Origin of the sequence: Propionivibrio sp. (assembly GCF_049316945.1) — a bacterium.
Taxonomy (GTDB): Bacteria; Pseudomonadota; Gammaproteobacteria; order Burkholderiales; family Rhodocyclaceae; genus Propionivibrio.
In genome coordinates, this window is record NZ_JBMOJE010000031.1 from 1 (window position 1) to 26,439 (window position 26,439).

Consider the following 26,439-nt stretch of genomic DNA (forward strand, 5'->3'; position numbering starts at 1 on the left):
CGCTGGCACCATTAGGCCGCGATTCGGTGGCTCCAATGGGGCGAGATTTGTCAGCACAGGCATATCATCCGTCTTGTGCCTTGTCAGGATGGACGCCGTGAAGCAAACCGGCTATTCTTCACCCCCTCATCGCGCCCGTAGTGAAATGGATATCACGAGAGTTTCCGAAACTTTTATTGCAAGTTCGATTCTTGCCGGGCGCACCAGCCACACATGAAAAAGGGCACTTCTCCGGAAGTGCCCTTTTTCCATGCGAAGGACTCTGACCTCAACGATTACGCTATCGATGAGTTGCGCCGGTGCTCTCCAGCGCTTGTTAAACCGCCAGATCGACCTGCTGGAGCGATCCCGCGCCGCCGTCTTCACGCAGGTAGATGCCGCTGGCGCGGATTTGAGCGAGCACCCGGTTGTCGGTGTCGGTGAGTGAGAAGGGCGTCTCCGTCGAGCCCAGATAGAGCGCGCCGATGCCCTTGTCGCGCAGGCTGCTCAGGCTATCCTGGCCGTCGGCATTGCGCTGCCAGATACGCAGGTTGTCGAAGGCCGGGTCAGCTTCGTCCAGCCAGTGGTTGCCGTCGCCATCGAGCTTCGCCAAGTCGGCAAAGCCTTTGCCGGAGCGGGTGCCGAACAGTTCGCTGCCATCGTTGATGCGGCCATCGGCATTGTTGTCGATGGCCAGATAGCCGCTGCTGTTGCCCAGGCCAGTGATCGATTCGGTCTTGCCGTCGGCGTCGAGATCAAACTCGAAACGCTTCCCCGAAAGCTCGGCGGCCTTGCCGTCAAAGTTGATGAGCAGCGGGTCGCGTAACTCCACCTTGCCGCTTTCAATTGCCTTTCGTTCGCACGCGAAATCGCGGCACATGGCGAGTTCGAGTTTGAAGTCGAGTGAGCGGCCATCCGCCGTCCGGATTTTCCCCGTTGAGGCGAAATCAGTGCTTTCGTGTTCGCGGATGGTCTCGGTTACCTCGCGCTTCCATTCCATCTCGGCAACCCGCGCCGGATGGCCGGCGCTTTTTTCCGGTAACGCCGCCGTATCCGTTTTCAATACCTCGCGCAGATCCGTCACCTGCGCATCCTGGGGGCCGGAAAGCAACTGCAGCATGCGCGCAATCAAGTCTTCAAGCATCATCAACACCCGGGTTTCCCGGTCTGCTCCGCTGCTGGCGCTGACAGGGGGCAACTCCCCGGCCTGTGAGACTCCGTCGAATACGCTGCGAAAGCTGATTTCGAAATCGACTTTTACTGCGTATTCACTGGATAACGTGTGACCGGCATTCATCGTCACGGCGGACTGTTCGATCTTCATCATTCGCTCCTTGCTCGTCTAGGGAAACAAGCTGTCGCAAGGCGCGTGCCATCGCGTGGAGGATCGAACAATCAAGGCATCAGGAAAACAATGCGGCAACAACCGGCAAAGTCCGCCGATCAAGCGGCAAGAGGCGGCGAAGGTGATCCAGGAAAAACGCCAGACCTGGCTGAATCAGTCCGCGAGCAGCCCTTCGGTATTCAACTGCTGGCGCGTTTTATTGAGCACTTTGGTCACATGTATCCGCTGGAAAAGGTAGGCGACCAGCGACCCCGTTGCAACGACGGCCACGGCCAGCCCGCCCTGCCATTCCGCCGGCCAGGCATTCAATCTGCTCTCGTTGATGCCGAACGCGGTCAGCGCTGCTACACATGCACCCAGGCCCAGCACCATCCCGGCTAATCCTGTCGCCGTGGCGCCCCGAGTCCGGGTAAGGGCGCCCGGCGCATTGAGCGCTATCGCCTCACTGCAGGCAGGGCACTTTTTCAGGAAATGCGCTCGGGCAATTTCCTGATCGGACAACTGGTGTCCGCAGCGGTGACAAGAACAGGCAGTACGAACAATCGGCATCAGCTTGAGTCCGGCAGATGAATACTCGCCGCAGAATGCCGGATAGCGATGGCAACCTTGGCGGCATTATGGAAAAGAGCGATTTGTTGATGATTTGCGATGCATAGCCTGAAGGTGTCCGTATTCATTGGCTTGCAGCGCATGTGCGTTCAACGGAGTCAGAAACCATGGGTTCGAATAACAAAACGGATAGGATCGAAGCGATCCAACCCGTTTTTTCTTCAAGCCGCTTTGGGCCGGCTATAGGGTGCCGTCACTCACTTCAACGAATTGGCCGTGGCCTGATTGGCCATGTAGGAAACGGCGGCCTTCATGTCGGCATCGCTCAGGTTGTTCATGCCGCTGCGCGCCGGCATGGCCTTGTGTCCACGAATGGACGACTGGACGAGGACATCAAGGCCCTTATTCAGGCGTGGTGCCCAGTCGGTCAAATTCCCGATACGCGGGGCTCCGTCCATGCCGCTGGCGTGACAATTCTGGCAATGCGTCTTGACCAGTTCCTCGCCGGTTATTTGCTGGGGCGAACTGTAAGCCTTGTTCGGGTCAGTTGCCGCGCCGCCGCTCACCATGTAGGAAACTGCCCGGCTGATTTCCAGATCGGTCAGCGCGCCCTGCCCACCGTGCCCCGGCATTTTCCCGACGCCGGTAATGGCATTGCGCGTTATCGAATTCAGGCCCTGCGCGGCACGCGGGGACCACTCGGCGGCATTGCCCATGCGTGGCGCACCGTCCTTGCCGGGGCCATGACAGGTAACACAGACGGCCTCAAAGACTTCCTTGCCGGAACGTTCCGGCGCTCCGGCCGCCAGTGCTATTGCGGGAAGGCCGAAGAGCACAGTGATCAACGCCGCAGAGATAGTGCGCCTGGAAAAAATGGATACTAGCGGTTGACGATTCATGGAGTTCTCTCAAGTTGCGATGTTTGTCAATTTACCAGAAAAGGATAGTCCAATGCAGCAGAAACCTTTGCCCATGGCGTGAATTCAGCGTATCAGGCTTTTCTCAGGAAGCACGCTTTCAGCATGAAGCTGCCGGCGTCCATCTTGCAGTCCACCTCGTGGTCACCCCCCACCAAACGGATGCTTTTGACCTTGGTGCCAACCTTGAGGGTGATCGACGAACCCTTGACCTTCAGATCCTTGATCAGCACCACGGCGTCGCCGTCGGACAGCACATTGCCGTTGGCGTCCTTTACGGTTGCCGAAGTGTCTCTATCAATCTCACCAGTTCCCACCAGCGGCCATTCAAAGCCACAATCGGCACAAACGTAGTTGTCGCCGTCCGGGTAGGTGTTTTCCATGGTGCATTGAGGGCAGGCGGGGACAGTGGACATGGTGTCTTTCAAGGGGGGTCAGGGCTGAACCTGGTCAATCACCAGTTTGATGTTCTTGCTGCCGGGTTTGATGCTCTTGAGGCTGCCGATGAGGTCGCCGCTTGAACTTTGCGCCTGGCCGGACTTGGCTACACGCGCTTCGATGTTGACCGTCTTGAAGTCGGAAATCTTCTTGCCGCCGGGCAAGGCCATTGAATCGTCAAAGCGGAATGTCAGTGGCAGGTTCGCCACCTGCGTACGCACCACGGCGAGCGGCATGCGCGAGCCTTCTTCGGCGCGTACAAAAACGAAGAGCAGGTCTTCGGGCTTGGCTTGCGAAGCGATATTGCCGCTGATCGTCACTGCGCCGCTGATCGATTCAGCACCGACGGCTACGGCGCTGGCAACGGCTTTCTTGCCCGGCTTGACGCCACTCTGCGCGACGATCTCGCGTGCCTTGGCTACCGCTCCTTCCACCGACCGTGCCTCTTCCGAGCCGGGTTCGAGTTGCAGCAGCAGCCGCCCCCAGTAATCGGCAACCGCAGAAAAGTCCTTGCGGTCGGTTGCCGCCGCACCAGCCAGGAACAGCGCCTGCGGTTCGTTCGGGTCAATCTTCAGCGCCCTGGCGATCAGTTCGTCCGGTTTGCCCTTGAAACTGCCGCCATTGACTCGCGCCAGCACCTCGGCGTAGTCCGCCAGCAGCACCGGCTCGGCGTCGAGCAGTGCGCCGCCGTGGCTATACGCCTCGGCTGATTCGGCAAAACGCCCCAGCGCCTTGTAGGATCGAGCCAGCATGACCCAGCCCTTGGTGTCGTCTGGATTGGTCTTGAGCTGGTCGACCAGCTTGCCAAGCATTTCCTCGATCTGCGGCGTGCTCATGCGCGCCTGGGTCTGCAGCGGATCAAGGGCGCGCGGGTTGCCGAGCATCAGGTAGCCGACAGTCGTGGCCAGCGGAATGGCGATGAGCAGGGCCAGTGCCGTCTTGCGCCCACCCTTTCCTTGCTGAGTTACGGCGACGGCCTCGGGCTGGACTTCTTCGAGCAGGCGGCGCTGCAATTCGCTCCGGGCCTGTTCGAAATCGGCTTCGGCCAGCGAGCCTTCGCTGCGATCGCGCTCGAGTTCGCTCAGCTGATCACGGAATATTTCCAGATTGGCTTCACGTCGGTCAATCGCGCTGGAGGGTTTGGCACCACGCAACAGCGGCGGCAGCATGATGGCCAGAGCGGCGACCACCAGCAGGGCGGCGGCGAGGATGAAAACAGTGATGGGAGTCATTATTGAGGTTCTTTGACGTTGAGCAGGCGATCGGCCTGCTGCTGCTCTGCGGCACTGAGTGGCGTGTCCTTGATGGCCTTGTTGCGGCGGCGCAGGTAGAGAACCAGTGCGCCAAGGGCGCCGACAAAAAGCAGGGCCGGGCCAAACCACAGCAGCAGAGTTGTTCCCTTGAGCGGCGGCCGGTAGCGCACAAAATCGCCATAGCGGCTGACCATGAATTCCATGATCTCGCTATCGCTCTTGCCATCCTTGATCAGCGTGCGGATCTCGCGGCGCAGATCAATCGCCAGTTCGGCGTGGGAACCGGACAGCGATTCGTTCTGGCAGACCAGGCAGCGCAACTCGGAGGAGATCGCCACCAGGCGATTTTCGGTGGCCTCGTCCGTTTCCAGCGGCGCGGCCTCCTTGGCCATAGCGGCGCCGGTGAACAGAATAAAAAGCATAATCCACCGCAGAGCCGCAGAGCCGCAGAGACGACGCAGAGAAAACCAGGAGAACTGCTTTTCTCCGCGAATCCTCTGTGGCTCTGCGTCTCTGCGGTTGCTGTTTGAGTAATTCATTTGCTCAACTCCGCAACCAGCGGCAGGATCTTGCCGGAGAACACATCGGGGCTGATCGGGCCCGTATGCTTCATGCGGATGATCCCGGCCTTGTCGATAATGTAGGTTTCCGGAACGCCATAAACACCGTAGTCGATGCCGACGCGTCCGTCGAGGTCAAGCACAGAGAGGGTGTAAGGATTGCCGTGCTGTTTCAGCCAGGCGTTGGAACGCTGAAGCGCCAGCTTCTTCTCGGCGTCTGGAGCCATCTTGTCCGAATCCAGCCCGCCATCGCCACGCACTTCCTTGTAGTTGAGGCCGATCAGCGTCACCGTTTTGCTTTTGGCGATTTCGACCAGCACCGGATGCTCCTGCCGGCAGGACACACACCAGGTCGACCACACGTTGAGCAGCCATACCTTGCCCAGCATGTCCTTCGGCGAGAAATTCTGCTCCGGGGCATCCAGCTTCGGCAGTGAAAACAGCGGTGCCGGCTTGCCGACCAGCGGCGACGGCACGTCGCGAGGATTGAGGTTGAGCCCGACGGCGAGCAGGATAACGAGAACGACAAAGCCGATCAACGGCCAGAGAAAACGGTTCATGAAATGTCCTTACGCTTTCTGGGCCAGTGGCACGGCAACACTGGCCGCAGCGCGCGATTTGATGCGGTAGCGGCGGTCTGTAATGGCCAGCAGGCCGCCGAGCGCCATCAAGACACAGCCGCCCCAGATCCAGTCCACGAAGGGTTTGTGATAGACACGCACGGCCCAGGCGGCATCCGGATGGGCCTTGTCGATCGGCTCGCCGAGCGAGACGTAAACATCGCGCAGGAAGCCGGTGTCGATCGCCGCTTCGGTCATCGGCATCGAAGACGAAACGTAGTTTCGCTTCTCCGGATTCATTTTACGGAGCACTTTATCGCCTTTGAGCAGATCGACGTCGCCGACCAGCGCCATGTAGTTCGGCCCCTTTTCCTGCCTGACGCCATTGAAGCGGAAGGTGTAGCCGCCGACGGCAACGGTGTCGCCGACCTCCATCTTCACGTCCTTTTCGGCCTGATAGCCATTGACCATGGTGACGCCGACAACAAAGACGGCAATGCCGACGTGCGCCGTATGCATGCCGAAAAAGCTGCGCGGCTGCTTCAGCGCGGCGGCCAGGAAGGACTGGCCGGCACGTGTCGATTGCACGCGCTCGACAAAGTTGAGCGATCCCGAAAGAACGATCCACGCGGCCAGCAGCAGGCTGAAAGCGACCAGCGGTTTCCATTCGCCGAAAAAGAACGGCGCCACAATGCCAACCACGGCCGCCACGACAAAGGCCCAGCGCAAGGTGCGCGCCAGTTCGCCGAAACTCGCCTGCTTCCAGCGGGCAAATGGCGCTACCCCCATCAGGAACAGGGCCGGGATCATCAGCGGCGCAAAGACGGAATCAAAGTAAGGCGGGCCAACCGACAGTTTGCCGGCGCCGAGGGCGTCGATGAGCAGCGGATAGAGCGTACCGAGCAAGACCGAGGCGCAAGCGACAACCAGCAACACGTTGTTGGTGAGCAGCAGCGATTCGCGCGAGAGCAGGGAAAACCGCCCGCCCAGGCCGACCTTGGGCGCCCGCCAGGCAAATAGTGCCAGCGAGCTGCCGATCACGGCGACGAGAAAAACGAGGATGAAGATGCCGCGGCGCGGGTCGGTGGCAAAGGCATGCACCGAGGTCAGCACGCCTGAGCGCACGAGGAAGGTTCCGAGCAGCGAGAGCGAGAAGGCGGAGATGGCCAGCAGCACCGTCCAGTTCTTGAAACTGCCGCGTTTTTCCGTGACCGCCAGCGAGTGGATCAGCGCGGTGCCGACCAGCCACGGCATGAACGAGGCGTTTTCCACCGGGTCCCAGAACCACCAGCCGCCCCAGCCGAGTTCGTAATAAGCCCACCACGAGCCGAGCGCGATGCCCAGCGTCAGGAAGATCCAGGCGGCAGTCGTCCATGGCCGCGACCAGCGCGCCCAGGCGGCGTCAAGCTGGCCGGAGAGCAGGGCGGCGACGGCAAAGGCGTAGGCCACCGAGAAGCCGACATAGCCCATGTAGAGCATCGGCGGATGGATGATCAGGCCGGGATCCTGCAGTAGCGGGTTGAGGTCGCGTCCTTCCTCGGCACCCGGCAGCAGGCGATCGAAGGGGTTGGAGGTGATCAGGATGAAGAGCAGGAAACCGGCTGTGACCAGGCCGAGCACGCCGATGACACGGGCGGTCATGTGGTCGGGCAACTGCTTCGAGAAGACGGCGACGGCCAGCGTCCACATGGACAGCATGACCACCCACAGCAGCAGCGAACCTTCGTGCCCGCCCCACACCGCGGCCACGCGATATTCCAGCGGTAGCAAGGTATTCGAATGCTGCGCCACATAGACGACTGAAAAATCGTTCTGCACGAAGGCGGTGATCAGGCAAGCAAAAGCCACCGCCATCAGCAAGGCTTGCGCCATTGCGGCCGGACGCGCCAGTGCGATCCATCCCGGCCGTTGCTGGTGAGCGCCGACCAGCGGCAGGATGCCTTCTACGAATGCCACGCAAAGCGCGACGATGAGAGCGAAGTGTCCGATTTCGGGGATCATTGGTTTGTAGCCTGGTGAGGAGTGAAGAGTGAAGAGTAAGGAGTCGCACCGAGTGATGACTTCCCTCTCTTGGAATGCTCAGAGGCTGCGAAAAAACACCTGGCCCCCACCGCAGAGCCGCAAAGGCGCAGAGGTTTCGCAGAGAAAACCTTTAGAAACAATGGGGTTCCTCTGCGTTTCCTCTGCGCCTTTGCGGCTCTGCGGTGGATTTTTGATATTTTCACAAGCTCTTCACTGCTTTACCGTTTTGGAAGTTGCTTCCAACGCCGCCTTGTTCGCGGCAGCCCGCTCTTGAGCGTCTGCGATGGCTTTGGTGGCTTCTGGCGGCATGTAGTTCTCGTCGTGCTTGGCGAGCACTTCACTGGCGATGAAAACGCCGTCATCGCCGAGTTTGCCTTGGGCCACCGCGCCTTTGCCTTCCTTGAACAGGTCGGGGAGGATTCCCTTGTAGGCGACGATCATGTCCTTCTCGGTGTCGGTCATGACAAAGCGCATGGTGACGCCGTCGGCTTCGCGTTTGATCGTGCCTTCCTTGACCAGGCCGCCAATGCGGAATGACTTGCCCTTGGGCGCCTCGCCTGCGGCCACCTGCGTCGGTGAGAAGAAGAACACCAGATTGCTCTGGAAGGCGTTGAGTACCAGGGTGACGACGAGGCCGAGAACGGCGAGGCCGCCGAGAATCAGCGCGATACGCTTGTGACGTGTTTTCAAGGCTTACCTTCGGGGTTGGGTTGTGCGATCGATTTTCTCGGCGCGGAACTGGCGCTTGAGACGAGCCACAAGGCTCTTATGACCCTGAACCAGCAGAACCGGTTCCAGAATCATCGCGATGGCCATGACACCGACCGAGCCCCAGACGTAGATGCCGTGGGTGCCCATGGCCAGAAAATCGGAAAAGCTGTTCCAGTACATGCCCTAATCCTCGCCGGTCAATTCGCACAACTCGGCACGCACCCAGTCGGTGTGTCGCTCACGCTCCAGCATGATGGTGCGCACCCGCATCAGCGCTACGGCGATAGCGTACATCCAGCAAGCCAGGGCGCAGAGCAGCATGCCGAGGAGCATGGTCATGGCCATCGAGGGCGATTTGGTCAGGCTGACCGACGAGCCCTGATGCAGCGTGTTCCACCACTTCACCGAGAAATAGATGATCGGAATGTTGACCACGCCGACCAGCGCCAGGATGGCACCGGCCTTGTCGGCACGGCGCGGGTCGTCAATCGCCGACTGCAGGGCGATGAAGCCGACGTAGAGAAAGAGCAGGATCAGCTCCGAAGTCAGGCGCGCATCCCACACCCACCAGGCGCCCCACATCGGCTTGCCCCACAGCGCGCCGGTCCACAACGACAGGAAAGTGAACAGCGCGCCGGTCGGCGCCAGCGCCGAGGCCATCATGCCCGACAGGCGGAAATTGAAGGCCAGCCCCAGCCCGGCCCAGAAAGCCATGACCAGATAGATGAACATCGACATCCACGAAGCCGGCACGTGCAGAAAGATGATGCGGTAACCCTCGCCCTGCTGGGCGTCGGTAGGCGCCACCAGAAATCCTACGTACAGCCCGGCGATGCCGAAGAGGGCAGCCAGCGCCCAGAACCACGGAATCATCTTGCCGGCGAGCGGGTAGAAGGCTTGCGGGCTGGCGAACTTGAACCAGTTGATCGTTGCGTTACTCATTATTCCAAAGCTATCCGTAAGGCGGCCGCCGTGGGCCACGGGGCAAAAAAGACGCCGCCCAGGGTCAATGCGCCAAGCAGCGACAGATGGGCTTGCGCCCCGAGTCCGGTCACGGTTGCATCGACCGCACCAGCACCAAAAATAAGAACCGGAATATACAGGGGAAGCACCAGCAGCGACAGTAGCACGCCACCGCCGCGTACACCCAGCGTCAGCGCCGCCCCGATGGCGCCGATGCCGGACAAGGCGGGAGTGCCGATCAGCAGCGAGAAGGTCAGCACCCACAGGGCATCGGTGGACAGGTCGAACTGGAGGCCCAGCACCGGCGCCAGCAAGGCCAGTGGCAGACCCGAAACCAGCCAGTGGGCCAGCACCTTGCCGAGTACGATCAGGCCCAGCGGCTGCGGAGCCAGTGCCAATTGCTCCAGCGTGCCGTCGCGATGGTCGTCGGCGAACAGGCGCGGCAACGAGAGCATGGTGGCGAGCAGGGCAGCCACCCACAGCACGCCCGGCGCCAGCTTGCGCAGCAACTCCGGCTCCGGGCCGACGCCGAGCGGAAACAGGCTGACCACGATGATGAAAAAGAACAGCGCCGAAACGATGTCGGCCCGGCGACGCATGGCCAGGCGAAGATCGCGGCTGATGATGGCGCAAATGAGGTTCAGCATCCGCTTAGCTCAGAAATCGTGAAAAAACGGCTAAACCCTACCGCAGAGGCGCAGAGGCGCGGAGAAAACGCAGAGGAAACTCTTTGATCTCGATCTGTTTTCTCTGTGCAAGCTCTGCGCCTCCGTGTCTCTGCGGTGGGTTTTGAAATCATTTGCGACTGCCTTCGAGTACCAGTTCGCGAACCGTTGCCGCGGCGACCGCAACCGCTTGATGCGTGGTCAGCACCGCCAGTCCGCCGCGTTGCAGATGCGCACCGATCAATCCGGCGACCAGCTCGACCGCGGCGCTATCCAGCGCCACGTAGGGTTCGTCGAGTATCCACAGCGCGCGCCGCTCATTGACCAGCCGCGCCAGGGCGACACGGCGTTTCTGCCCCTGTGACAGGTAGCGGCAGGTCAGATCCTCGCGCCCGGCCAGACCGACCATCTCCAGCGCGTCAAGTGCCGCGCCTTCTTCGAGGGTTTCATCGGCCAGCCTGGCCGAGGCCAGCAGGTTTTCCAGCGGCGTCAGTTCTTCCTTGATGGCGTTGTGGTGTCCGAGATAGCACAACTCGCGGCGATAGTCCTCGCCGAGCTTGCCGATTAACTCGCCACGCCAGCGAATCTCGCCTTCCTCTGCTGGAGACAGCGAACAGAGCATGCGCAGCAGGCTGGTTTTCCCGGAGCCATTGGTGCCCTGCAAATAAAGCATCTCGCCGGCGTCCAGCCGAAACCCGACGCCCGCGAACAGGCGACGTTCGCCGCGAACGCATTCAAGGTTGGAGACTTCGAGCATGCCGGGGGAAACCAAGGAGATAGGAAATTGCCGATGGCGAATTGTGCAGGCGCAAGTTTAGCCGGGGATTGATCAGAGTCAAAGAAAATGAAGGAAAAGGCGCTCTGAGCGGGTGATAAGATGACAGTTCGTGACGTGGCAGCAGCGCAAAATAGCGCTCCACCTGCTGATTTGGCCCACCGGGTCATGGGTGTCTGGAAGGGAGCAGTTTGGTTTTTCGAGCGATTGGCCTGCGCGGTATCCTGAGGTCGAGCCCGTCGGTAAAGGCGGTGCTCTTGCTGTCATTGGTGATGATCCTGGCGACGGTCATTTCGGCCACGGTGGTACTTGTTGATCTACGCCAGAAAGAGCTGAATCATGCCGAGGGCGAGATTATCAGTCTGGGCGAAATTCTCTCCGACCAGACGGCGCGCACCTTCGACGGCGTGGTGTTGATGATGCGTGGCGCCAGGGAACGCCTTTCCGATGACATTGGCCGTGGTTTCAAGCTCGACAGCGACCCTGTCCGCCTGTTGTTGCAGGCGCGCATCGCCGGTTTGCCGCAGGTCAAATCCCTGTTTCTGATTGATAACCAGGGACTTGGCGTCAATTCATCGCGGGCGGATTTCATTCGGAATCTGTCGATGGCTGACAGGGAGTTTTTCAGTCACTTCGTTGATGGCGGAAGCGACGAGATATTCATCAGCCGGCCCGAAAAGGCGCGCGTCGATGGTCAATGGGCGTATTACGTCAGTGTTCGTCTGCTCGATGTCTCGGGGCAGTTACGCGGCGTTCTGGTGGCATCGATCAACATCGAGTATTTCGAATCGCTGTACGAGAACATCACGATGGAGTTTGCCACGCGCATCCTGCTGCTCAATCATCAAGGAATACTCCTCGCCGGCAAGCCCCATAACGAAGCGATGTTCGCCAAGCTGGACGCCAATCCTGCCGCCTTGAAGGAATTGCTTGACCATCCGGCTGGCCATGTGGTGATGGATAGCGAAGCCCTGGCCGGGGGAAAGCGCTACGTCGCCTACCATCAGGTGGCCAAATACCCCTTGGTGATCAGTGTCGCCGTCGATGAAGACGATGCCCTGACCCCCTGGCACCGCGTGGCGCGCCCGATCGCCGCCAGTGCCATCCTGGTCGTTCTCTTCGTGTTGCTGGCGACCTTCCTGATGGCCAGAAATCTCTTGCGTAAAAGCCTTCTGGAGTCATCGCTGAAGGAAAACGACGATCAACTGCGGCAGATGGTGCAATCGGTCCGGGACGCCATCGTGACTATGAATTCTGCAAGAAGCGTTGTCCTGTTCAATGGCGCTGCCGAGCAGATGTTCGGCATCCAGGCCGACCAAGCGATAGGCAGCGAGATCGGGGCGTTGTTGTCGCGTTGCCTGCACCAGCCGCAACTGGCGAGCCTTTTGAGCTATCTGGAAGAAGGCTGGCGGTCGCCGGCTGGTATGGCGCTGCTCGGCAGCGTTGAATTGTTGCGCGATGAGCAGCCGTTCCCGGTGGAATTGAGCTTGTCGACGACGACCTTCCGTGGCGAAATTCTGCTCACCGCCGTATTCCGGGATTTGACAGAAAGCCAGCGCGCCGAACGCGAGTTGCTGGAAACCAACCGTCAACTCAAGGAACTGTCGGCTTCCCTGCAAAATGTTCGCGAGGAAGAGCAGGCACGGATTTCCCGCGAGTTGCACGACGAGTTGGGCCAGTTGCTCACCGGTATCCGCATGGAAGTGTCGTGGCTCGGTGGGCGTCTGCTGGCTGAACAGCAGGTGCTGGTGAGCAAGGTCGGTTCGATCAAGGGGCAGATCGACCAGACGATTGCCTCTGTGCGTCGCATTTCCTCCGAGTTGCGGCCGCTGGTGCTCGACGACCTCGGGTTTGCCGCCGCCGCCAGTTGGTACGTCGATCAGTTCTCGGCGCGTACCGGCTTGCCCGTTGCGCTGGTTCTTTCTGACGACGATCCGCAACGGGGTGACCCCACAGCGACGGTTCTCTTCCGGGTTTTGCAAGAGTCGCTGACCAACGTCGCACGCCATGCGGGAGTAACGAAGGTGGAAGTCCGGTTTGGCTTCCGGGACGACGGCTGGACTTTATCGATCAGCGATGACGGCGCTGGTTTTGTGCTGGATGCCGCTACGCGTGGTGGCCTCGGTCTGGTCGGAATGCGCGAGCGTGTGCAGATTCTGGGCGGGCAGTTCGCCTTGACGACTGCTCCTGGCGAAGGCACGCTGGTCGAGGTTGTCGTACCCTCAGGTAAAATACGAGAAGGGCAGTGATGGAAAAATTCAGGGTTTTGCTGGCCGACGATCACGCCATCATTCGCGACGGCTTGAAACAGATCCTGGCCGATACCGATGACCTGGTCGTCGCCGGCGAGGCGGCCAATGGTCTGGAACTCATGCAACTGGTGCGCGAGAAGGATTGGGATGTGCTGGTCCTCGATATTTCGATGCCCGGGCGTAGCGGCCTCGAACTGATCCACATGATCAAGGATGAAAAGCCCCAGCTTCCCATTCTTGTCCTCAGCATGCACCACGAAGAACAATACGCCGTGCGTGCGCTGCAGGCCGGCGCCCAGGGTTATCTGACCAAGGAGAGCGACGGCGAATTGCTGGTGGCCGCGATCCGGCGGGTAGCCTCCGGCGGCGTTTATATCAGCGACAAAGTGGCGGAAATGATGGTGCGCGGTATCCGCCCGGCCCATGAGACTTTGCCGCATACCCTGCTGTCGGACCGGGAGTTTCAGGTTTTCAACATGCTGGTCAAGGGCCTGGGATTGACCGAAATAGGCGCCGAACTTTCGCTCAGCGTCAAGACCATCAGCACCCACAAAACCCACACCCTGCACAAGATGAATCTGGCCAACAGCGCCGAACTCATACGCTACGCCGTGGCTCACGGCTTGGCCGACCCCGCCGAATTCTGAAATCCGGCCACTTGGCAGACCGATCAGCAATCCTCTTAAGGCATTCAGACTTTCAATGCCAATCGCTGCGAGCCTCGCCAAATGGCGTTCTACAGACTATCGTCAATAAAAGCCAATAAATACCGGCATCTACAAGCATATAACTTGTAGATCGCCTATCCATCAGGCTTTGAAGCATATACCACGGACTAAGTACAAGATTTTTCCGTGCCGGATGCGATAAACAATGACCGCTATAGGAATTATCCTATGCCTTTTATCATCCCCTTACTGATATTAAGGCGATGAAAAATTCCTTAGAATTCGAAGTCGGGCCAGCCCTCAAGGGGTGGCTTGAGACAAGGGAACGCTGTGTTCCCCATCTTTGCTAAGGAATAGTAACAATGAAATTTCGGTCTGCTCATCCTGCTCTGCTCGCCGCCTCTGTCGCAGCACTTCTGTTTTCCACGATGGCGGGGGCTGCCGTTGATGAAACGGCTGCCGAGGCCTTGTCGAAAAAGAGCAATTGCACCAAGTGCCACTCGGTTGACAAGAAAAAAGACGGCCCGTCATTCAAAGTAACGGCCGCCAAATACAAAGGCAAAGCCGATGGCGAGGCCAAAGTTTTCAAGCACATCACCACCGGCCCCAAGATCAAGATTGACGATGTTGAAGAAGATCACCAAATTGTCAAATCCAAGGACGACGCAGAAATAAAGAACCTGATTAATTACATTTTGTCGCGCTAAGCGGGAGCCTGCCGAACCGGGACCGTCGTCATGAATCTATTGCAAAAATTGCGCGCGCGCTGGAAGTTGGTCCTCGGACTCGCCGTACTGGGTTTCATCGCCTCAGTTACGCTGGTTATTGGCGGCGCTGCCGGTCTGGCCTTCACCAGTACAGAAGAGTTTTGTATTAATTGCCATGAAATGAAAAATAATGTTTACGCCGAGTACAAGGGGACGATTCACGATCAGAACCGTACCGGGGTAAGGGCCATTTGTACCGACTGCCACGTCCCACGTCAGCCAGTGGGTCTCATCTTGCGCAAAATCCAGGCCACCGGCGATCTTTACCACCACTTCATTACAGGCTCAATCAACACCCGGGAGAAGTTCGAAGCCAAGCGCTACGAATTGGCGACGCATGTCTGGAAACGCATGAAGGAAACCGATTCGATTGAATGCCGAAACTGCCACAACGCAGACAAGATGAGTACCGATTTGCAAACACCTAGAGCGCAAACGCGGCATGCCAAGGCCAAGGCCGAGAATCTGACCTGTATTGATTGTCACTTTGGAATCGCGCATCAAGAGCCAGACGGGCCTGGGCCGCAAGAGTTGTTCCCAAAAGCCAGCAAAACCGAGTAGTTCAACTTTTCAAACTGAGTTAGAGGGTAAAACCATGAAACTGAAACTCTTAGCCACACTGGCTTGCGCGACGTTCGTTATCCCTGCCATCGCCGCCGATGTAACCTATCGCAATGACATCAAACCACTGATCAAGGCTCAGTGCGGTGAATGCCATGGTGACGATGCGCCCACACTGGCCGAGTTTGATCTGGACAAGGAACGGTACAAGAAAGACAAGTTGGGCCCGCGCACCAGCACCTATGAAACGTTGCTTATATTGGTTGGCTGGCCCGACACGGGGGCACTGATGCGACGCCTGGATGATGGGTCCAGCAATGCGGATAAAAAGCCGGGCAATATGTACAAGAACCTTGGCGAAACCGATGAGCAGCGTGCAGCCAATCTCAAGATAGTCAAGGCGTGGGTGGGTGAGGAAGCCTGGAACCTGAATCGTTGGGCGAAGCGGGGCGACGTACCCGGCATTACGAAAGAACAACTGGACAAACTGCAACTCAAGTATTGATCTATTTCAATGCCCGCTTTCTCCGAAATCCAGTCTTCCAAGGGCTGCTCAAGATGGCCAGTACGCTTGGCAGGCCGGAGAAATGGCACAAACACAGTCTTCTATACAGATGACCAGTCAGCTACAAACCATAAAAAATGTCGATTGTTGCGCTAGTTCCAGTTCTAATCTCCCGATGCTCAAAAGCGTTCGCAGATAACGGGGTACTCGGAGGAATAGGTATGAAACGGTTGCTGTTGGCCGCTCTGGCGGCGTTAATCGGCAGTCTTGCTTCAGGGGTGTCAGTCGCTGCCGACGAAGTATCCATCGTCCGCGGAGGTCGTCTGTACGACGACTGGAGCCAGGAATCGAAGGAAAGGCTCCCGAGCGAGCCACACCCGTCCTTCCCCGCCAGCATTGGCGGTGTCCCGGCGGCGGATACGTGGCGCTGCAAGGAATGCCACGGGTGGGACTACAAGGGCAAGCACGGCATCGTCGGCATCCGCAGTCGCCACGGCGATGATCCGGCAGCCATCGTCGCGGTGTTGAAAAATGCCACCCACCAATACAATGAAATCATTCGGGATAAAGACTTGCTCGACTTGGCTAACTTTGTTACCCACGGACAGACCGACATGAAATCCGTCATTTCGTCGGCGCCGCTTTCAAAGGCAGCCACGCTGACCTACGAGAAGTACTTTGGTACGATCTGCGCCACCTGCCATGGTCTCGACGGTAGCAAATTGCGCACGGTGTCGCCGCTCGGCGATGCCGCGCGGCAGCGTCCGAGTGCGGTTCTGCATGTCATCATCAACGGCCATCCCGGTGGCGGCATGCCGGCGCTAAGCGCGCTGGGGACGAATGTCGCGGCACAGATGCTGTCATTCCTGCAAACTCTGCCGAAGCTGAATCTTCCAGCCTCGATCGCCCACGGCGGCCTTTTATACGACGACTGGCAGTTCGAGGTGGGTGCACGCAAACAGTCATTGCCGCATCCGGCCTACCCAAAAACTGCTTTCTATGTCAACGACGCATCATTGACCTGGCGCTGTACGGCCTGCCATGGCTGGGACTATCAAGGCAGCCAGGGCTACTACGCCAGCGGGCGCCATGCGACGGGCATCAAGGGGATTCGTGACATGGCGAATGCCGACCCGGCTCGAGTCGAGGCGGTCCTGCGCAACGCGACGCATCAATTTGGCGCCGTGCTGAAGGCGCGCGACTTGCAGGATCTGGCGAATTTCGTCAGTTTCGGACAAGTTGACATGGATAGCGCGATTGATCGCCAGAGCCTGCGTATGCGCGGCAACCCCGAGCGGGGCAAAGCGTATTTTCGCAGCATCTGCGCAGGGTGCCACACCACAGATGGTCGGCGCATGGCCACGCCACCGCTTGGACGCCTGGTCAGAGCGAACCCATGGGGAAGCCTGCATACGATCCTCAACGGCCATCCTGACGAAAAGATGCCGGCGCTACGAGAACTTGATTTTCAATTGCTGATCGACATTCTGGCGCATGTGCAGGAGTTACCTGATACGCGATAGTTTTGGCTAATCAACCTGAAAACCTCAGCGGCTCACCTTTGTGGTGAGGTTTTCAGGCTCATGCATTTTTTGACATCATCGCCATGTTCAAGTGGTTCTTCGGCATGACGCCACGGCCGGTGTTCGACCGCTGGACCTACTGGGAGAAGTTCGACTACTGGGCACCGTTCTGGGGAGTGACGATCATCGGCGTCAGTGGCCTGATGATGTGGCTGCCGCAGTTGACGGCGCAGTACCTGCCCGGCTGGGTGTTCAACGTGGCGGCTATCTTCCACGGTGAAGAAGCCTTCCTGGCGGTGGTCTTTCTGTTCACCGTGCATTTCTTCAACAACCACTTCCGTCCGGACAAATTCCCACTGGAACTGGTGATGTTCACTGGCACCGTTCCGCTGGAGGAGTACAAACGCGATCATCCGCTGGAGTATCAGCGCCTGCTGGATTCGGGTGAACTGGAGAAGCATCTGGTCGATGCACCGTCGCAGCCGATGACGAAAGCTTCGAAGGTTCTTGGCTTCACCTTGATCGTGATCGGTCTGACCCTGCTGACGCTGGTGGGGGTGAGATTCTTTACGAGCTTCTAAGCTTGTATCAGGAGAATGTGGTGCAGGCGGCGCCCGGAATTCCCGGGTGCCAGTTCGCTCGCAAGGAATTAGCCGCCGGGGGCCATTCAACAAGCCTTGGCCGTCAGCAAACCGTCCCACTCCGTTGTGTGCCTCGGCGACAGATGCCCCGTTTCATTTGCTTCATCTTAATGGTGGCGGCATGCCTGGAAGAAGGCAGACGTAACATGGGAAACACAGTCAAGTGGCCGCCCGTGAGGAAAAGGCTTACTCGCACATGCGGCGAATTTCATTTTCCTTGATGGCCATCTCGACCTGGAGCAGAACGGCGTCAACGTCGGCAAGTCGTTCGTCGAGTACAACGTGGCCGGTCAGGGCCAGTTCCGGGGTCAGCAAACCGCTTTCAAAGTGCGCCCAGATTTCCTTGCCGAACTGGGTGTCCTTTAGGGTCGGGGCGAAGGCGCTGAAGTAGGTTCTCAGGTTGATCACGTCGCGCTCGAACATTTCGGCGGCGTTGCTGTTGCTGGCGGCATCAATGGCTTGCGGCAAATCGATGATGACCGGTCCACCTTCGCCGACCAGGATGTTGTATTCCGAAAGATCGCCGTGAATGATGCCGGCGCACAGCATGCGCACCACCTGGTTGATGAGCATGGCGTGAAATTCCAGCGCCAGACTCTCGCTCAGTTCGACATCGTTGAGCCGCGGTGCCGCATGGCCCTCGGTATCGACCACCAGGTCCATAAGCAACACCCCCTCGAAACAAAGGTGCGGCTGCGGAACCCGCACCCCGGCGGCGGAAAGCCGATACAAGGCGTCGACCTCGGCGCTTTGCCAGACTTCTTCCTGCATCTTGCGACCATAGCGGCTGCCTTTTTCCATGGCGCGCGCCTGCCGGCTATTTTTTACCTTGCGGCCTTCCTGGTAGGAAGCATTCTTGCGGAAGCTGCGTTGATTGGCTTCCTTATAAACCTTGGCGCAGCGGATGGCTTCGCCGCAGCGAACAACGTAGACGGTGGCTTCCTTGCCGCTCATCAATTGGCCAACCACCTCGTCAATGAGGCCTTCTTCGACGAGTGGGACGAGTCTTTTCGGGGTTTTCATGTGTTCGTTACGTTTTCGTTTGCTGGGTGGGTCGTTCTGAAAAATGCGCGAAAGGTTCAGCGGGGCTTGCGGAAGTCATCCTCGATCCATGCGCTCGCGCTGGCCATGCTCAGTTTGAACCCAGGCGCCACGCGCAGTTGCGCCAGCGCTTCGCCGAGGGCGTCGTGTGCGGCCAGCAGGGCGTGAGGATCATCTTCGTCGGGGACGATGTCGAGCGTGACGCTGATTCGCCCGGACTGGGTGCTCACGGTGATGCTCTTATGGTGCTGAGCGTGCAGTTGCTGCTCATGACGGCGCAGGACTTCCGCGGCGGTCTTGACCAGTGTGTTGAAGGCCGAGACGTCAAGCGGCTTCGGGTTCTTCTTGTCACGCCCCATGGTCCACGGGCCGACCAGTGCCGGTTCTGGTTCGCCGTCCTTGATCATCTCCACGGCCCAGCCTTCATCGTCTTCATTCTTGATGACGCGGGCGGTCCACCCGTTGTTGATCCACAGTCGGGGCTCATTCACTGCGGCGGGGGTGTCTGACTCAATCTCTGCGTTTGTCTCGTTCGATTTCATGGGCGAATTGTACTTCCCGACGCGTGTCGCAAGTTGGCGTTCCTCAATGCACCCGGAACAGTGGCTGTTCAGCGCCAATTAATGTCAGCGCATTAAACTGGAGTTGTTCAATCAACAAAGGATAAATCCAATGAAAACCCAAAAGACAATCACCGCCAGCCCGTTTCAGAAATTCGTCAGTGTGATTTTTGTGACGATGACCCTGGTGTTTCTGACCGTGCCTTATGCAATGTCCAGGCACCCCGGCGAACCACTGCAACAACCAGTGATCGTACAAATCCACCACCTTGATTGACCGGTTTGCGTCAGGAATTTTCAGGGCATGCCCATCAGTTCGCCAGCCTCGACGGGCAAGCTCGGTGAATCAAACCCGCAGCAGCGCAATCTTTAGCGGCGCTTGCCCGTCGCGGCTGGGGAAATCAGCCTCTGGAGCGATCCACTCGACTTCTCGAATTCCGCGCCCAGCCTTGCGCGCGCTACGTTCGAGCAGGTCCAGCCAAGCCTCGCGCTCGACTTCGGCGACATTGTTGCAGCAGATCATCGTCCCGCCTTCTGCGGTGCACAACAGCGCCGGCTTGAACAAAGCGGCGTAGTCATTGACCAGATCAACCACGCCAAACGGGCTTATTGCGTGGCGCGGAGGGTCAAGGAAAACGACATCGAACTGGTGCGGCTCCAGTTTGGGAAAGGGAGGCATGCGTTTACCGCGCACCATCTGCGCTTGCCCCTGCCCGGAGAACTGGCGCAGGGCGGCAAAGGCGTCGCTCTTGACGAAGCGCACGCGAATCGGCAGATCGTTAATACGCGCATTTTCCTTGCCGATGGCGATGTTCGATTCGGAAAAATCGACATTCACTACGTGCCGCGCACCGGCCTTGGCGGCGGCAATGCCGACGCCGCAGGTGTAGGCGAAGACGTTGAGCAGCGATTTTTTGGCGATTTCCTGCATCACGCGGCGACGCCCGGCACGCATATCGAGGAACAGCCACGGGTCCTGCCCGGCATGGCGCGCCTGAAAGCGGTAATTGACACCCATCTCCTGAATTTGGCTCAACTCATGGGCGGTGGCAATCTGCTCGGGCGGTAGCGCATTCGATATTCTGGAATTGGACTGGCTGCGGTCGTTATAGAACACCAGCAGGCCTGGAAATGCACTGGCGTAGAAAGCTTCGATCGCCGCCAGTTGATCCGGCACCAGCGAGCGGTGAAAGGTTTGCACCAGCAGCGCGTCGCCATAGCGATCAACGGTCAGCCCCGGTTCCCCTTCGACACTGCCATGAAAGAGACGGTAGGCGTTGGTTTGTTCGGCGTGCAGTTGCTCAATCAGGGGCTGGCGCGCAGAAAGAGCGGCAGCCAGGAGATTGGTCAAATTCGCGTTGAAATTAGCAGGCATCTTGATTCCTCAGTGGCGAGCCGGGGTTGACTGCGCCGGAGTTTCCGCCTTGGTGGCAGGGTGCGACATGATACAGGCCACAACAACGGTCTGCTCGCCTGAATGCGTCAGGCGAGCGCGACACCGAGCGAAGCACCACGGTAGCGCCGACGAACCATAGAGAAAATCATTCAAACCGCACTCGTGCCTAAGCGGTTGTTCATTATACTATATTCTGGTCCGCCCGGACCGAATCGAACGGCCTACCCCTTGGTTCGAAGCCAAGCGCTCTATCCAAATGAGCTACGGGCGGTTTTGACTATTCAGATGCTGACGAAAACAATCAAAAGGTCGGAATCGTCGAAAACCCGTGCTTTTCAAGCATCGCCAGCCCAGCGTTGATGTCGTCGACCTTGAGCACGATTACCGCCTTGTCTTCCTTGTGTTCGAGCGAGGCATACAGGTACTCGATGTTGACGCCTTCGTCGCGGAAGAGGGCCATGATGCGGGCCAATTCACCGGGGTGATCGGGGACTTCGACGCCAATTACGTCGGTTTCGCGGGCGGTGAAACCGGCATCCTTGAGTAGCTTGACGGCGGCATCGGGCTGGTCGGCGACCATGCGCAGGATGCCGAAATCCGTGGTGTCGGCGATCGAGATGGCGCGCAGGTTGATACCGGCTTTGGCCAGCAGGGCGGTAATGTCGGCCAGCCGACCCGTGCTGTTTTCCATGAAGGTGGAAATCTGTTTGATGATCATCAGATGCTCCTCTTGTCGATGATGCGCTGGGCCTTGCCTTCGCTGCGCGGGATGGAGCGCGGCTCGACCAGCTTGATGTGGGCGCTGATGCCCAGTTCGCTCTTCAGTTCGTCGTGAATGCGCTTTCTCAGCCGCTCCATGGTGCGCGTGACGTCGGAGAAGACGGCTTCTTCTACCTCGACCTTGATCTCGATCTCGTCGAGGTGCGTGGCGCCGCGGTCGATGATGATCTGGTAGTGCGGCTGCGTACCTTCGATGCGCATCAGCACGTTCTCGATCTGCGACGGGAAGCAGTTGACGCCGCGAATGATCATCATGTCGTCGGTACGCCCGAGCAGCCGATGGATACGAACCGAGGTACGGCCACAGGCGCAAGGTTCGCGCATCAGGTAGGTGATGTCGCGCGTGCGGTAGCGCAGCAGCGGCGTGCCCTCGCGCTTGAGGCTGGTGATGATCAGTTCGCCCTTCTCGCCGTCGGGCAGGACTTCGCCGGTTTCGGGGTTGACGATCTCGGGATAGAAATAATCCTCGTTGAAGTGCTGGCCGTTCTTGTGCTCGCATTCCGAGGCCACGCCGGGGCCGATCAGCTCGGTCAGGCCGTAGATGTCGTGCGCGCTGATGTCGAGTTTGCTCTCGATCTCGACGCGCATGTTCTCGCTCCACGGTTCGGCGCCAAAGCAGCCGGCCTTGAGCGGCAGTTCGTGGAAGTCGATGCCTTCCTCCAGCGCGGCTTCGGCGAGGAACAGCGAGTAGGAGGGCGTGCAGGTCAGCAGCGTGGTGCCGAAGTCGCGCATGATCATCAACTGGCGCCGGGTATTGCCCGACGAAATCGGGATGATGTTGGCGCCGATGCGGCGCGTGCCGTAGTGCACGCCAAGACCGCCGGTGAACAGGCCGTAGCCGTAGCCGTTCTGCACCGTGTCGCCCTTCACGCAGCCAGCCATCGACAGCGTACGCGCCATGACGTCCGACCACATGTCGATGTCGGCTTCGGTGTAGGCGCCGACCACCGGGGTGCCGGTGGTGCCCGACGAGGTGTGGATCTCGACCAGATCGGCCTGTTTGCAGGCCAGCAGGCCGTAGGGGTAGGTTTGCCGCAGATCGTCCTTGCTGGTGAACGGCAGCTTGGCGATGTCTTTCAGGCAGGTGATCGAATCGGGATTGACGCCGGCCCGGTCGAGCCGCTCGCGGTAGAACGGCACGCGGGAGTACACCCGCTCAACCGTTTCTTGCAGCCGCTCCAGTTGCAGTTTCGTTCGCGCCTCGCTTGAGGCGCACTCGACTTCCTTGTTCCAGATGGGCATGCGGCTGAACTCCTGAGTTAGTGTAAAAGTCGCGCCAGCGACTCTCGAACCTCCCCTCGCCCTCCGGGAGAGGGGAGGGGGGCGAGGTTGGGAATTCGCGGAGCATGGCTCCGCGCCAATCGAGCGATTCCGGCTGCCAAGCCGGAATGCGCCCTGCAAGGGAGGGAAACGGGTGGGCCAGAGAAGTCCATTATTTGGAGTAGCGCTGGATTAGTTTCGAAAAGAGAGGATTTTTGGAAACTTCGGCAGTTCCGGCCATTCCACCGCGTCGAGCATATTCTTGACGATGAGACCGAGTTCGGTGTCGCCCTCGATGGAGAGCTCGCGGTTGAAGAACAGCGTATCCGGGTCTTCCTGACGGGCCATCAGTTGCAGGAAGGCCGACAGGTTGGCGCTGAACGTGAGGTCGGGCGTTGCCGGCAGGCTGAACAGCGGGCGGAACAGGCCGCCGCGATAGGTAAAGCAGGCGCGCCCACCGGTATCGAGCACATCGACGAGGAAACTGCGCCCTTCAAGCAGTTCAAGGCTGTCTTCCGGTAACAGCTTCATCTTGACCACGGCATTCAGGGCGGCGGTCAAGACCAGAGAATGTGGCCATTGCGGCAACTTGTTACCGATCGCAGAAACGAAGCTCGGGAGCTTGAAGCGGGGAATGCTGAACGATTTCAGGAAGCTTTCGGACATGTTCAAACTCCTTGGAGTGGTGTCAATTACCTTGTGTCAATTACCTTGGTGTCAATTATTTCGCGTCACTGCTGCTGTGCCATCTGCAACTGGGCGAGCGCCGCCTGATGGTGCGTGTTGATTCCGGGTTCGCCGAACCAGTAGCCATCGACCATGCCTTCGGCCGCCCAGCCGGTGGTGTCGGGCTGCACAATTTCGCCGCGTCGCGCTGCATCAAAAGCCGCGATGATGGCGGGCATGTGTGCCGGTTGCGGGCTGATGCGCAGGATGTCGATGCCCATTTTCAGCATCTCGGGCACTTCGGCGAGCAGGTTATAGGTCTGTGCCGACATCGTCTGGATGCCGTTGATGGCCAGGAAAGGCTGGCCTTCCCTCGTTTTCAGCGTCATCCCTTCGGGGTGATCCAGGCACTTGAACTGACAATCGTCCTTGTTCAGGTCGTAATGGCGGGCGGTGAAGCAGCGCGCCGAGAAGGCCAGCGGCAGCTTGCCAAAAACGAAGACCTCGGTCTCGATACCTTCCGGACGGCTCTTGTGCAGCATTTCGATGAGCCGGCGATCGGCTTCCAGTGGCGGCACCCAGCGCTGCATGCCATAGCGGACGAAAGTCGCCAGCGACGCTTCGTTGTAGATGTTCAGATGCGGCCCGGCGACAAACGGGCGTCCGGCGGCAATATTCACCGCGCCCAGATCGTTGGCCTCGACCTTGCAGCCGCCCTCATCAATCAGGCGGCGCAAAGCCTTGAGATCGCTTTCCGATTCGAGCAGGGCTTGCGCGGAAACGACGACTTCCTTGCCGGCGTCGGACAAGTCGCGCGCCAAGGCGATCCAGTCGGTCACGCGCAATTGCTGACGACGCGAACAAACTACTTCGCCGACATAGATGATGTCGATGGCGTCGATCTGCACCATCTCGGCATAGAATTCGAGCACTTCGTGTTTCGGCCAGAAGTAGAGCAGTGGGCCGAGCGCAAGTTTCATGGATAAACCTTTTTCGACAGGAAAATCACTTCGGGAAATACAGAGAAAACTCTGCGCTTTGTGCGCTTCAAGAACTTAACGCCATGGCCGATTGTAAGCACCGAGGGTTGCCTGGTTGCCTTCGGAAACCTTGGCCAGATCGGCTTGCCAGGCCGGCTTCACGTGGTAGCGCTCACTATCGCTGGCGAGCGCATCCAGCGCTGCACGCAGCGTTCGGGTGACTTGTGCGACGTAGGCCGGGCTGCGCTGCCGCCCTTCGACCTTGATCGCCGAAATGCCGATGCGGGCAATCTCCGGCAGAATTTCAAGTACGTTCAGGCTGGTCGGTTCTTCCATCGCGTAATAGGTTTCACCGTTGACCTCGAAGCGCCCCTTGCATAGCGTCGGGTAACCGGCAGACTCGTCGTCGCCGTAGCGGTCGATCAGGATGCCGTTAAGGCGCGTAGACATCTGACCCGGCGACTTTTCCCATTTCACGTATTTGGCCGGCGAGCAGGCGCCGACAGTGTTGGGCGACTCGCCGGTGGCGTAGGAGGAGAGCCAGCAGCGGCCCTCGTTCATCACGCACAGGCTGCCGAAGCCGAAGACCTCGATTTCGACCGGCGTGTTATTGATTACCTGCTCAACCTGCGCCAGCGTCAGCACGCGCGGCAACACGGCACGTTTCACGCCGAACTCGCGATGGGCGAAATTCACCGCTTCATAGCTGGTCGCCGAGCCTTGCACTGAAAGGTGCAGACGCAGATCGGGGTGGCGTTTGCAGGCGTAGTCGAGCAGCCCGATGTCGGCCAGGATGACCGCATCGACGCCCAGATCGGCCGCGCCATCCACCGCCCGGTGCCAGTCCGCTTCACGCCCCGGCTGCGGAAAGGTGTTGATCGCCATCAGCACGTGCTTGCCGTGCGAATGGGCGTAGCGGATGCCCTCGACCATCGCCTTCTGGTCAAAGTTGAGGCCGGCGAAATTGCGCGCGTTGGTGTCGTTCTTGTAGCCGAGATAGACCGTGTCGGCGCCATGATCGACCGCCGTCTTGAGCGCAGGCAGGCTGCCGGCAGGGCAAACAAGTTCGGGTATTTTCAGGTACTGCATGGAAATTCTCTTGGTTCGAAGCCGCAAGTATAGCGAGCGGGCGCCCAAACCGCATGATTTTCATCAATTTCGGGGCGGTTTTCCGGGTTGGTTTTAACACCTGATTTCCGAAAAAAAGGCTGCACACCGGTCAAATCGAAAGGCTGGAAGGCGCATGGATAGGCAATCTACAGGGCATACCCTGAAGGCAGGCATGAGGCGTGCTGTAGCCGGGCCTTTCAGACAGATCGCGGTTTGCGCGGCGCGTTGGCGAACAACCGGTCGTAGAGTACGTTCGGCAGCAAACGGAGAAATTTGGCGACGATGCCCATCTGCCAGGGAATCACGGTGTAGCTGGTGCCGCGCTCGATGGCCCGCGCAAAGCGCCGCGCCGCTTCGTCGGCCGGTAGCAGAAAGGGCATGCGGTAAGGGTTGATCGCCGTCATCGGCGTTTCGATGTAACCGGGGGCGATGGTTACGACCTTGACGCCGGAGTCGCGCATTTCGAGGCGCAGGCTTTCAAGGTAGGTGATCGCTGCCGATTTCGAGGCGCTGTAGGCTTCGGCGCCGGGCAGGCCGCGAATGCCGGCGACCGAAGCGATGCCAACCAGCCGCCCTGGTTTGCCAATGATCGCGGCTTTCCGCATGGCGGCAATGAACGGCGAAAAGGTGGCGGCCATGCCATAGACGTTGATTTCGAAAATGCGCCGGATGACTTCCAGGTCTTCGGCGCACTCGGTCAGCGTGCCGGAAGATACGCCGGCATTGGCGATGACGATGTCGGGCGACCCATTGCGGGAAATGAAGTCTTCTGCCGCTGCACGTTGCGCGGCCGCATCGGTGACATCTAGGGGATAGCAGGAAACCTGTTTCGCGCCCGCGCTGGTCAGCGTCTCGGCCAGCGAGGCGAGTTGCTCGCCCCGCCGGGCAGCGATTCCGAGAATTGCGCCCTGTTGCGCGTAATGGCTGGCCAGCGCGCTGCCGATCCCGGACGAGGCGCCGGTGATGAAGACTTTCGGCGCGGTGGGCACAGC

Annotated in this window: 30 protein-coding genes and 2 tRNA genes; 9 read left to right on the forward strand and 23 right to left on the reverse strand. The window is 59.2% G+C overall.

Annotated features, from left to right (window positions below; translation table 11 throughout):
• Positions 1-131 precede the first annotated feature (131 nt).
• Positions 132-206, forward strand: a tRNA-Arg gene (locus tag ACOYNV_RS09185).
• A 110-nt stretch (positions 207-316) separates the two neighbouring features.
• Here the strand turns inward: ACOYNV_RS09185 and ACOYNV_RS09190 are convergent.
• The 13 genes from ACOYNV_RS09190 to ccmA all read right to left on the reverse strand — a co-directional run bounded on the left by ACOYNV_RS09190 (position 317) and on the right by ccmA (position 10,719).
• Complete coding sequence (locus tag ACOYNV_RS09190; protein ID WP_422899465.1) at positions 317-1,306, reverse strand: hypothetical protein; 990 nt, start codon at positions 1,304-1,306, stop codon at positions 317-319.
• Between the two features lie 171 nt (positions 1,307-1,477).
• Positions 1,478-1,873 (reverse strand): hypothetical protein, encoded by a 396-nt coding sequence (locus ACOYNV_RS09195; RefSeq protein ID WP_422899466.1) that lies wholly within the window; start codon positions 1,871-1,873, stop codon positions 1,478-1,480.
• Positions 1,874-2,130: 257 nt separating this feature from the next.
• Positions 2,131-2,772, reverse strand: a complete 642-nt coding sequence (locus ACOYNV_RS09200) for a c-type cytochrome (RefSeq protein ID WP_422899467.1) — start codon at positions 2,770-2,772, stop codon at positions 2,131-2,133.
• Positions 2,773-2,864: 92 nt separating this feature from the next.
• Positions 2,865-3,206 (reverse strand): zinc ribbon domain-containing protein YjdM, encoded by a 342-nt coding sequence (locus ACOYNV_RS09205; protein ID WP_422899468.1) that lies wholly within the window; start codon positions 3,204-3,206, stop codon positions 2,865-2,867.
• 18 nt (positions 3,207-3,224) lie between these two features.
• Complete coding sequence (gene ccmI / locus ACOYNV_RS09210; protein WP_422899469.1) at positions 3,225-4,460, reverse strand: c-type cytochrome biogenesis protein CcmI; 1,236 nt, start codon at positions 4,458-4,460, stop codon at positions 3,225-3,227.
• Positions 4,460-4,903: a cytochrome c-type biogenesis protein gene (locus ACOYNV_RS09215; RefSeq protein ID WP_422899470.1), complete on the reverse strand. Its 444-nt coding sequence runs from the start codon at positions 4,901-4,903 to the stop codon at positions 4,460-4,462. Before ACOYNV_RS09215 ends, ccmI begins: the two co-directional genes overlap by 1 nt.
• A 113-nt stretch (positions 4,904-5,016) precedes the next feature.
• Positions 5,017-5,601, reverse strand: coding sequence for a DsbE family thiol:disulfide interchange protein (locus ACOYNV_RS09220; RefSeq protein ID WP_422899471.1), 585 nt, complete (start codon positions 5,599-5,601; stop codon positions 5,017-5,019).
• Between the two features lie 9 nt (positions 5,602-5,610).
• Positions 5,611-7,602 carry a heme lyase CcmF/NrfE family subunit gene (locus tag ACOYNV_RS09225; RefSeq protein WP_422899472.1) on the reverse strand — a complete coding sequence of 664 codons (1,992 nt, stop codon included), beginning with the start codon at positions 7,600-7,602 and terminating at the stop codon, positions 5,611-5,613.
• Between the two features lie 231 nt (positions 7,603-7,833).
• On the reverse strand, positions 7,834-8,313 hold the full coding sequence (gene ccmE / locus ACOYNV_RS09230) for a cytochrome c maturation protein CcmE (RefSeq protein WP_422899473.1): 480 nt from the start codon (positions 8,311-8,313) through the stop codon (positions 7,834-7,836).
• Between the two features lie 3 nt (positions 8,314-8,316).
• Complete coding sequence (ccmD, locus tag ACOYNV_RS09235; protein WP_422899474.1) at positions 8,317-8,514, reverse strand: heme exporter protein CcmD; 198 nt, start codon at positions 8,512-8,514, stop codon at positions 8,317-8,319.
• A gap of 3 nt (positions 8,515-8,517) precedes the next feature.
• Positions 8,518-9,276 carry a heme ABC transporter permease gene (locus ACOYNV_RS09240; protein WP_422899475.1) on the reverse strand — a complete coding sequence of 253 codons (759 nt, stop codon included), beginning with the start codon at positions 9,274-9,276 and terminating at the stop codon, positions 8,518-8,520.
• Complete coding sequence (gene ccmB, locus ACOYNV_RS09245) at positions 9,276-9,944, reverse strand: heme exporter protein CcmB (RefSeq protein WP_422899476.1); 669 nt, start codon at positions 9,942-9,944, stop codon at positions 9,276-9,278. The genes ACOYNV_RS09240 and ccmB overlap by 1 nt, the downstream gene beginning before the upstream one ends.
• 148 nt (positions 9,945-10,092) lie before the next feature.
• Positions 10,093-10,719: a cytochrome c biogenesis heme-transporting ATPase CcmA gene (gene ccmA, locus ACOYNV_RS09250; RefSeq protein ID WP_422899477.1), complete on the reverse strand. Its 627-nt coding sequence runs from the start codon at positions 10,717-10,719 to the stop codon at positions 10,093-10,095.
• A 209-nt stretch (positions 10,720-10,928) separates the two neighbouring features.
• On the opposite strand from ccmA, the gene ACOYNV_RS09255 reads away from it, so the two are divergent.
• From ACOYNV_RS09255 to ACOYNV_RS09285, 7 genes are all read left to right on the forward strand, one after another.
• Positions 10,929-12,986, forward strand: a complete 2,058-nt coding sequence (locus tag ACOYNV_RS09255; RefSeq protein ID WP_422899478.1) for a cache domain-containing protein — start codon at positions 10,929-10,931, stop codon at positions 12,984-12,986.
• Complete coding sequence (locus ACOYNV_RS09260; RefSeq protein ID WP_422899479.1) at positions 12,986-13,636, forward strand: response regulator; 651 nt, start codon at positions 12,986-12,988, stop codon at positions 13,634-13,636. Before ACOYNV_RS09255 ends, ACOYNV_RS09260 begins: the two co-directional genes overlap by 1 nt.
• A gap of 383 nt (positions 13,637-14,019) precedes the next feature.
• On the forward strand, positions 14,020-14,364 hold the full coding sequence (locus ACOYNV_RS09265; protein ID WP_422899480.1) for a c-type cytochrome: 345 nt from the start codon (positions 14,020-14,022) through the stop codon (positions 14,362-14,364).
• Positions 14,365-14,394: 30 nt separating this feature from the next.
• Positions 14,395-14,985, forward strand: a complete 591-nt coding sequence (locus ACOYNV_RS09270; RefSeq protein WP_422899481.1) for a NapC/NirT family cytochrome c — start codon at positions 14,395-14,397, stop codon at positions 14,983-14,985.
• A 34-nt stretch (positions 14,986-15,019) separates the two neighbouring features.
• Positions 15,020-15,490: a hypothetical protein gene (locus ACOYNV_RS09275; protein WP_422899482.1), complete on the forward strand. Its 471-nt coding sequence runs from the start codon at positions 15,020-15,022 to the stop codon at positions 15,488-15,490.
• A gap of 221 nt (positions 15,491-15,711) precedes the next feature.
• Positions 15,712-17,013, forward strand: coding sequence for a c-type cytochrome (locus ACOYNV_RS09280; protein WP_422899483.1), 1,302 nt, complete (start codon positions 15,712-15,714; stop codon positions 17,011-17,013).
• 83 nt (positions 17,014-17,096) lie between these two features.
• Positions 17,097-17,594 carry a formate dehydrogenase subunit gamma gene (locus ACOYNV_RS09285; RefSeq protein WP_422899484.1) on the forward strand — a complete coding sequence of 166 codons (498 nt, stop codon included), beginning with the start codon at positions 17,097-17,099 and terminating at the stop codon, positions 17,592-17,594.
• A gap of 246 nt (positions 17,595-17,840) precedes the next feature.
• Here the strand turns inward: ACOYNV_RS09285 and ACOYNV_RS09290 are convergent, their stop codons facing one another.
• Together ACOYNV_RS09290 and ACOYNV_RS09295 are read right to left on the reverse strand one after the other, a co-directional pair.
• On the reverse strand, positions 17,841-18,677 hold the full coding sequence (locus ACOYNV_RS09290; protein WP_422899485.1) for a PA4780 family RIO1-like protein kinase: 837 nt from the start codon (positions 18,675-18,677) through the stop codon (positions 17,841-17,843).
• Positions 18,678-18,733: 56 nt separating this feature from the next.
• Positions 18,734-19,237, reverse strand: a complete 504-nt coding sequence (locus ACOYNV_RS09295; protein ID WP_422899486.1) for a hypothetical protein — start codon at positions 19,235-19,237, stop codon at positions 18,734-18,736.
• A gap of 130 nt (positions 19,238-19,367) precedes the next feature.
• Between ACOYNV_RS09295 and ACOYNV_RS09300 the strand changes: the two genes are divergently transcribed.
• On the forward strand, positions 19,368-19,532 hold the full coding sequence (locus tag ACOYNV_RS09300; protein WP_422899487.1) for a hypothetical protein: 165 nt from the start codon (positions 19,368-19,370) through the stop codon (positions 19,530-19,532).
• A 69-nt stretch (positions 19,533-19,601) separates the two neighbouring features.
• Here ACOYNV_RS09300 and ACOYNV_RS09305 read toward each other — a convergent pair whose 3' ends face one another.
• From ACOYNV_RS09305 to ACOYNV_RS09340, 8 genes are all read right to left on the reverse strand, one after another.
• Positions 19,602-20,630: a class I SAM-dependent rRNA methyltransferase gene (locus ACOYNV_RS09305; RefSeq protein WP_422899488.1), complete on the reverse strand. Its 1,029-nt coding sequence runs from the start codon at positions 20,628-20,630 to the stop codon at positions 19,602-19,604.
• A gap of 215 nt (positions 20,631-20,845) precedes the next feature.
• Positions 20,846-20,922, reverse strand: a tRNA-Arg gene (locus ACOYNV_RS09310).
• A 30-nt stretch (positions 20,923-20,952) separates the two neighbouring features.
• A complete protein-coding gene (locus ACOYNV_RS09315; RefSeq protein ID WP_422899489.1) occupies positions 20,953-21,369 on the reverse strand; it encodes an ACT domain-containing protein in 417 nt (138 codons plus the stop codon).
• A complete protein-coding gene (locus ACOYNV_RS09320) occupies positions 21,369-22,673 on the reverse strand; it encodes a phenylacetate--CoA ligase family protein (protein WP_422899490.1) in 1,305 nt (434 codons plus the stop codon). Before ACOYNV_RS09320 ends, ACOYNV_RS09315 begins: the two co-directional genes overlap by 1 nt.
• Before the next feature lie 210 nt (positions 22,674-22,883).
• Positions 22,884-23,357 (reverse strand): ubiquinone anaerobic biosynthesis accessory factor UbiT, encoded by a 474-nt coding sequence (gene ubiT / locus ACOYNV_RS09325; RefSeq protein WP_422899491.1) that lies wholly within the window; start codon positions 23,355-23,357, stop codon positions 22,884-22,886.
• A gap of 65 nt (positions 23,358-23,422) precedes the next feature.
• Positions 23,423-24,337, reverse strand: a complete 915-nt coding sequence (locus ACOYNV_RS09330; RefSeq protein ID WP_422899492.1) for a U32 family peptidase — start codon at positions 24,335-24,337, stop codon at positions 23,423-23,425.
• A gap of 75 nt (positions 24,338-24,412) precedes the next feature.
• Complete coding sequence (ubiU, locus tag ACOYNV_RS09335; RefSeq protein ID WP_422899493.1) at positions 24,413-25,426, reverse strand: ubiquinone anaerobic biosynthesis protein UbiU; 1,014 nt, start codon at positions 25,424-25,426, stop codon at positions 24,413-24,415.
• A 218-nt stretch (positions 25,427-25,644) separates the two neighbouring features.
• Positions 25,645-26,436 carry an SDR family oxidoreductase gene (locus ACOYNV_RS09340; protein WP_422899494.1) on the reverse strand — a complete coding sequence of 264 codons (792 nt, stop codon included), beginning with the start codon at positions 26,434-26,436 and terminating at the stop codon, positions 25,645-25,647.
• Between the last annotated feature and the right edge of the window lie 3 nt (positions 26,437-26,439).

What these genes read in the sequence shown, in the direction of transcription:
- ACOYNV_RS09190 (WP_422899465.1), bottom strand. Translation starts at nt 1,306, where the DNA reads ATGATGAAGATCGAACAGTCCGCCGTGACGATGAATGCCGGTCACACG.
- ACOYNV_RS09195 (WP_422899466.1), bottom strand. Translation starts at nt 1,873, where the DNA reads ATGCCGATTGTTCGTACTGCCTGTTCTTGTCACCGCTGCGGACACCAG.
- ACOYNV_RS09200 (WP_422899467.1), bottom strand. Translation starts at nt 2,772, where the DNA reads ATGAATCGTCAACCGCTAGTATCCATTTTTTCCAGGCGCACTATCTCT.
- ACOYNV_RS09205 (WP_422899468.1), bottom strand. Translation starts at nt 3,206, where the DNA reads ATGTCCACTGTCCCCGCCTGCCCTCAATGCACCATGGAAAACACCTAC.
- ccmI (WP_422899469.1), bottom strand. Translation starts at nt 4,460, where the DNA reads ATGACTCCCATCACTGTTTTCATCCTCGCCGCCGCCCTGCTGGTGGTC.
- ACOYNV_RS09215 (WP_422899470.1), bottom strand. Translation starts at nt 4,903, where the DNA reads ATGCTTTTTATTCTGTTCACCGGCGCCGCTATGGCCAAGGAGGCCGCG.
- ACOYNV_RS09220 (WP_422899471.1), bottom strand. Translation starts at nt 5,601, where the DNA reads ATGAACCGTTTTCTCTGGCCGTTGATCGGCTTTGTCGTTCTCGTTATC.
- ACOYNV_RS09225 (WP_422899472.1), bottom strand. Translation starts at nt 7,602, where the DNA reads ATGATCCCCGAAATCGGACACTTCGCTCTCATCGTCGCGCTTTGCGTG.
- ccmD (WP_422899474.1), bottom strand. Translation starts at nt 8,514, where the DNA reads ATGTACTGGAACAGCTTTTCCGATTTTCTGGCCATGGGCACCCACGGC.
- ACOYNV_RS09240 (WP_422899475.1), bottom strand. Translation starts at nt 9,276, where the DNA reads ATGAGTAACGCAACGATCAACTGGTTCAAGTTCGCCAGCCCGCAAGCC.
- ccmB (WP_422899476.1), bottom strand. Translation starts at nt 9,944, where the DNA reads ATGCTGAACCTCATTTGCGCCATCATCAGCCGCGATCTTCGCCTGGCC.
- ccmA (WP_422899477.1), bottom strand. Translation starts at nt 10,719, where the DNA reads ATGCTCGAAGTCTCCAACCTTGAATGCGTTCGCGGCGAACGTCGCCTG.
- ACOYNV_RS09260 (WP_422899479.1), top strand. Translation starts at nt 12,986, where the DNA reads ATGGAAAAATTCAGGGTTTTGCTGGCCGACGATCACGCCATCATTCGC.
- ACOYNV_RS09265 (WP_422899480.1), top strand. Translation starts at nt 14,020, where the DNA reads ATGAAATTTCGGTCTGCTCATCCTGCTCTGCTCGCCGCCTCTGTCGCA.
- ACOYNV_RS09270 (WP_422899481.1), top strand. Translation starts at nt 14,395, where the DNA reads ATGAATCTATTGCAAAAATTGCGCGCGCGCTGGAAGTTGGTCCTCGGA.
- ACOYNV_RS09275 (WP_422899482.1), top strand. Translation starts at nt 15,020, where the DNA reads ATGAAACTGAAACTCTTAGCCACACTGGCTTGCGCGACGTTCGTTATC.
- ACOYNV_RS09280 (WP_422899483.1), top strand. Translation starts at nt 15,712, where the DNA reads ATGAAACGGTTGCTGTTGGCCGCTCTGGCGGCGTTAATCGGCAGTCTT.
- ACOYNV_RS09285 (WP_422899484.1), top strand. Translation starts at nt 17,097, where the DNA reads ATGTTCAAGTGGTTCTTCGGCATGACGCCACGGCCGGTGTTCGACCGC.
- ACOYNV_RS09290 (WP_422899485.1), bottom strand. Translation starts at nt 18,677, where the DNA reads ATGAAAACCCCGAAAAGACTCGTCCCACTCGTCGAAGAAGGCCTCATT.
- ACOYNV_RS09295 (WP_422899486.1), bottom strand. Translation starts at nt 19,237, where the DNA reads ATGAAATCGAACGAGACAAACGCAGAGATTGAGTCAGACACCCCCGCC.
- ACOYNV_RS09300 (WP_422899487.1), top strand. Translation starts at nt 19,368, where the DNA reads ATGAAAACCCAAAAGACAATCACCGCCAGCCCGTTTCAGAAATTCGTC.
- ACOYNV_RS09305 (WP_422899488.1), bottom strand. Translation starts at nt 20,630, where the DNA reads ATGCCTGCTAATTTCAACGCGAATTTGACCAATCTCCTGGCTGCCGCT.
- ACOYNV_RS09315 (WP_422899489.1), bottom strand. Translation starts at nt 21,369, where the DNA reads ATGATCATCAAACAGATTTCCACCTTCATGGAAAACAGCACGGGTCGG.
- ACOYNV_RS09320 (WP_422899490.1), bottom strand. Translation starts at nt 22,673, where the DNA reads ATGCCCATCTGGAACAAGGAAGTCGAGTGCGCCTCAAGCGAGGCGCGA.
- ubiT (WP_422899491.1), bottom strand. Translation starts at nt 23,357, where the DNA reads ATGTCCGAAAGCTTCCTGAAATCGTTCAGCATTCCCCGCTTCAAGCTC.
- ACOYNV_RS09330 (WP_422899492.1), bottom strand. Translation starts at nt 24,337, where the DNA reads ATGAAACTTGCGCTCGGCCCACTGCTCTACTTCTGGCCGAAACACGAA.
- ubiU (WP_422899493.1), bottom strand. Translation starts at nt 25,426, where the DNA reads ATGCAGTACCTGAAAATACCCGAACTTGTTTGCCCTGCCGGCAGCCTG.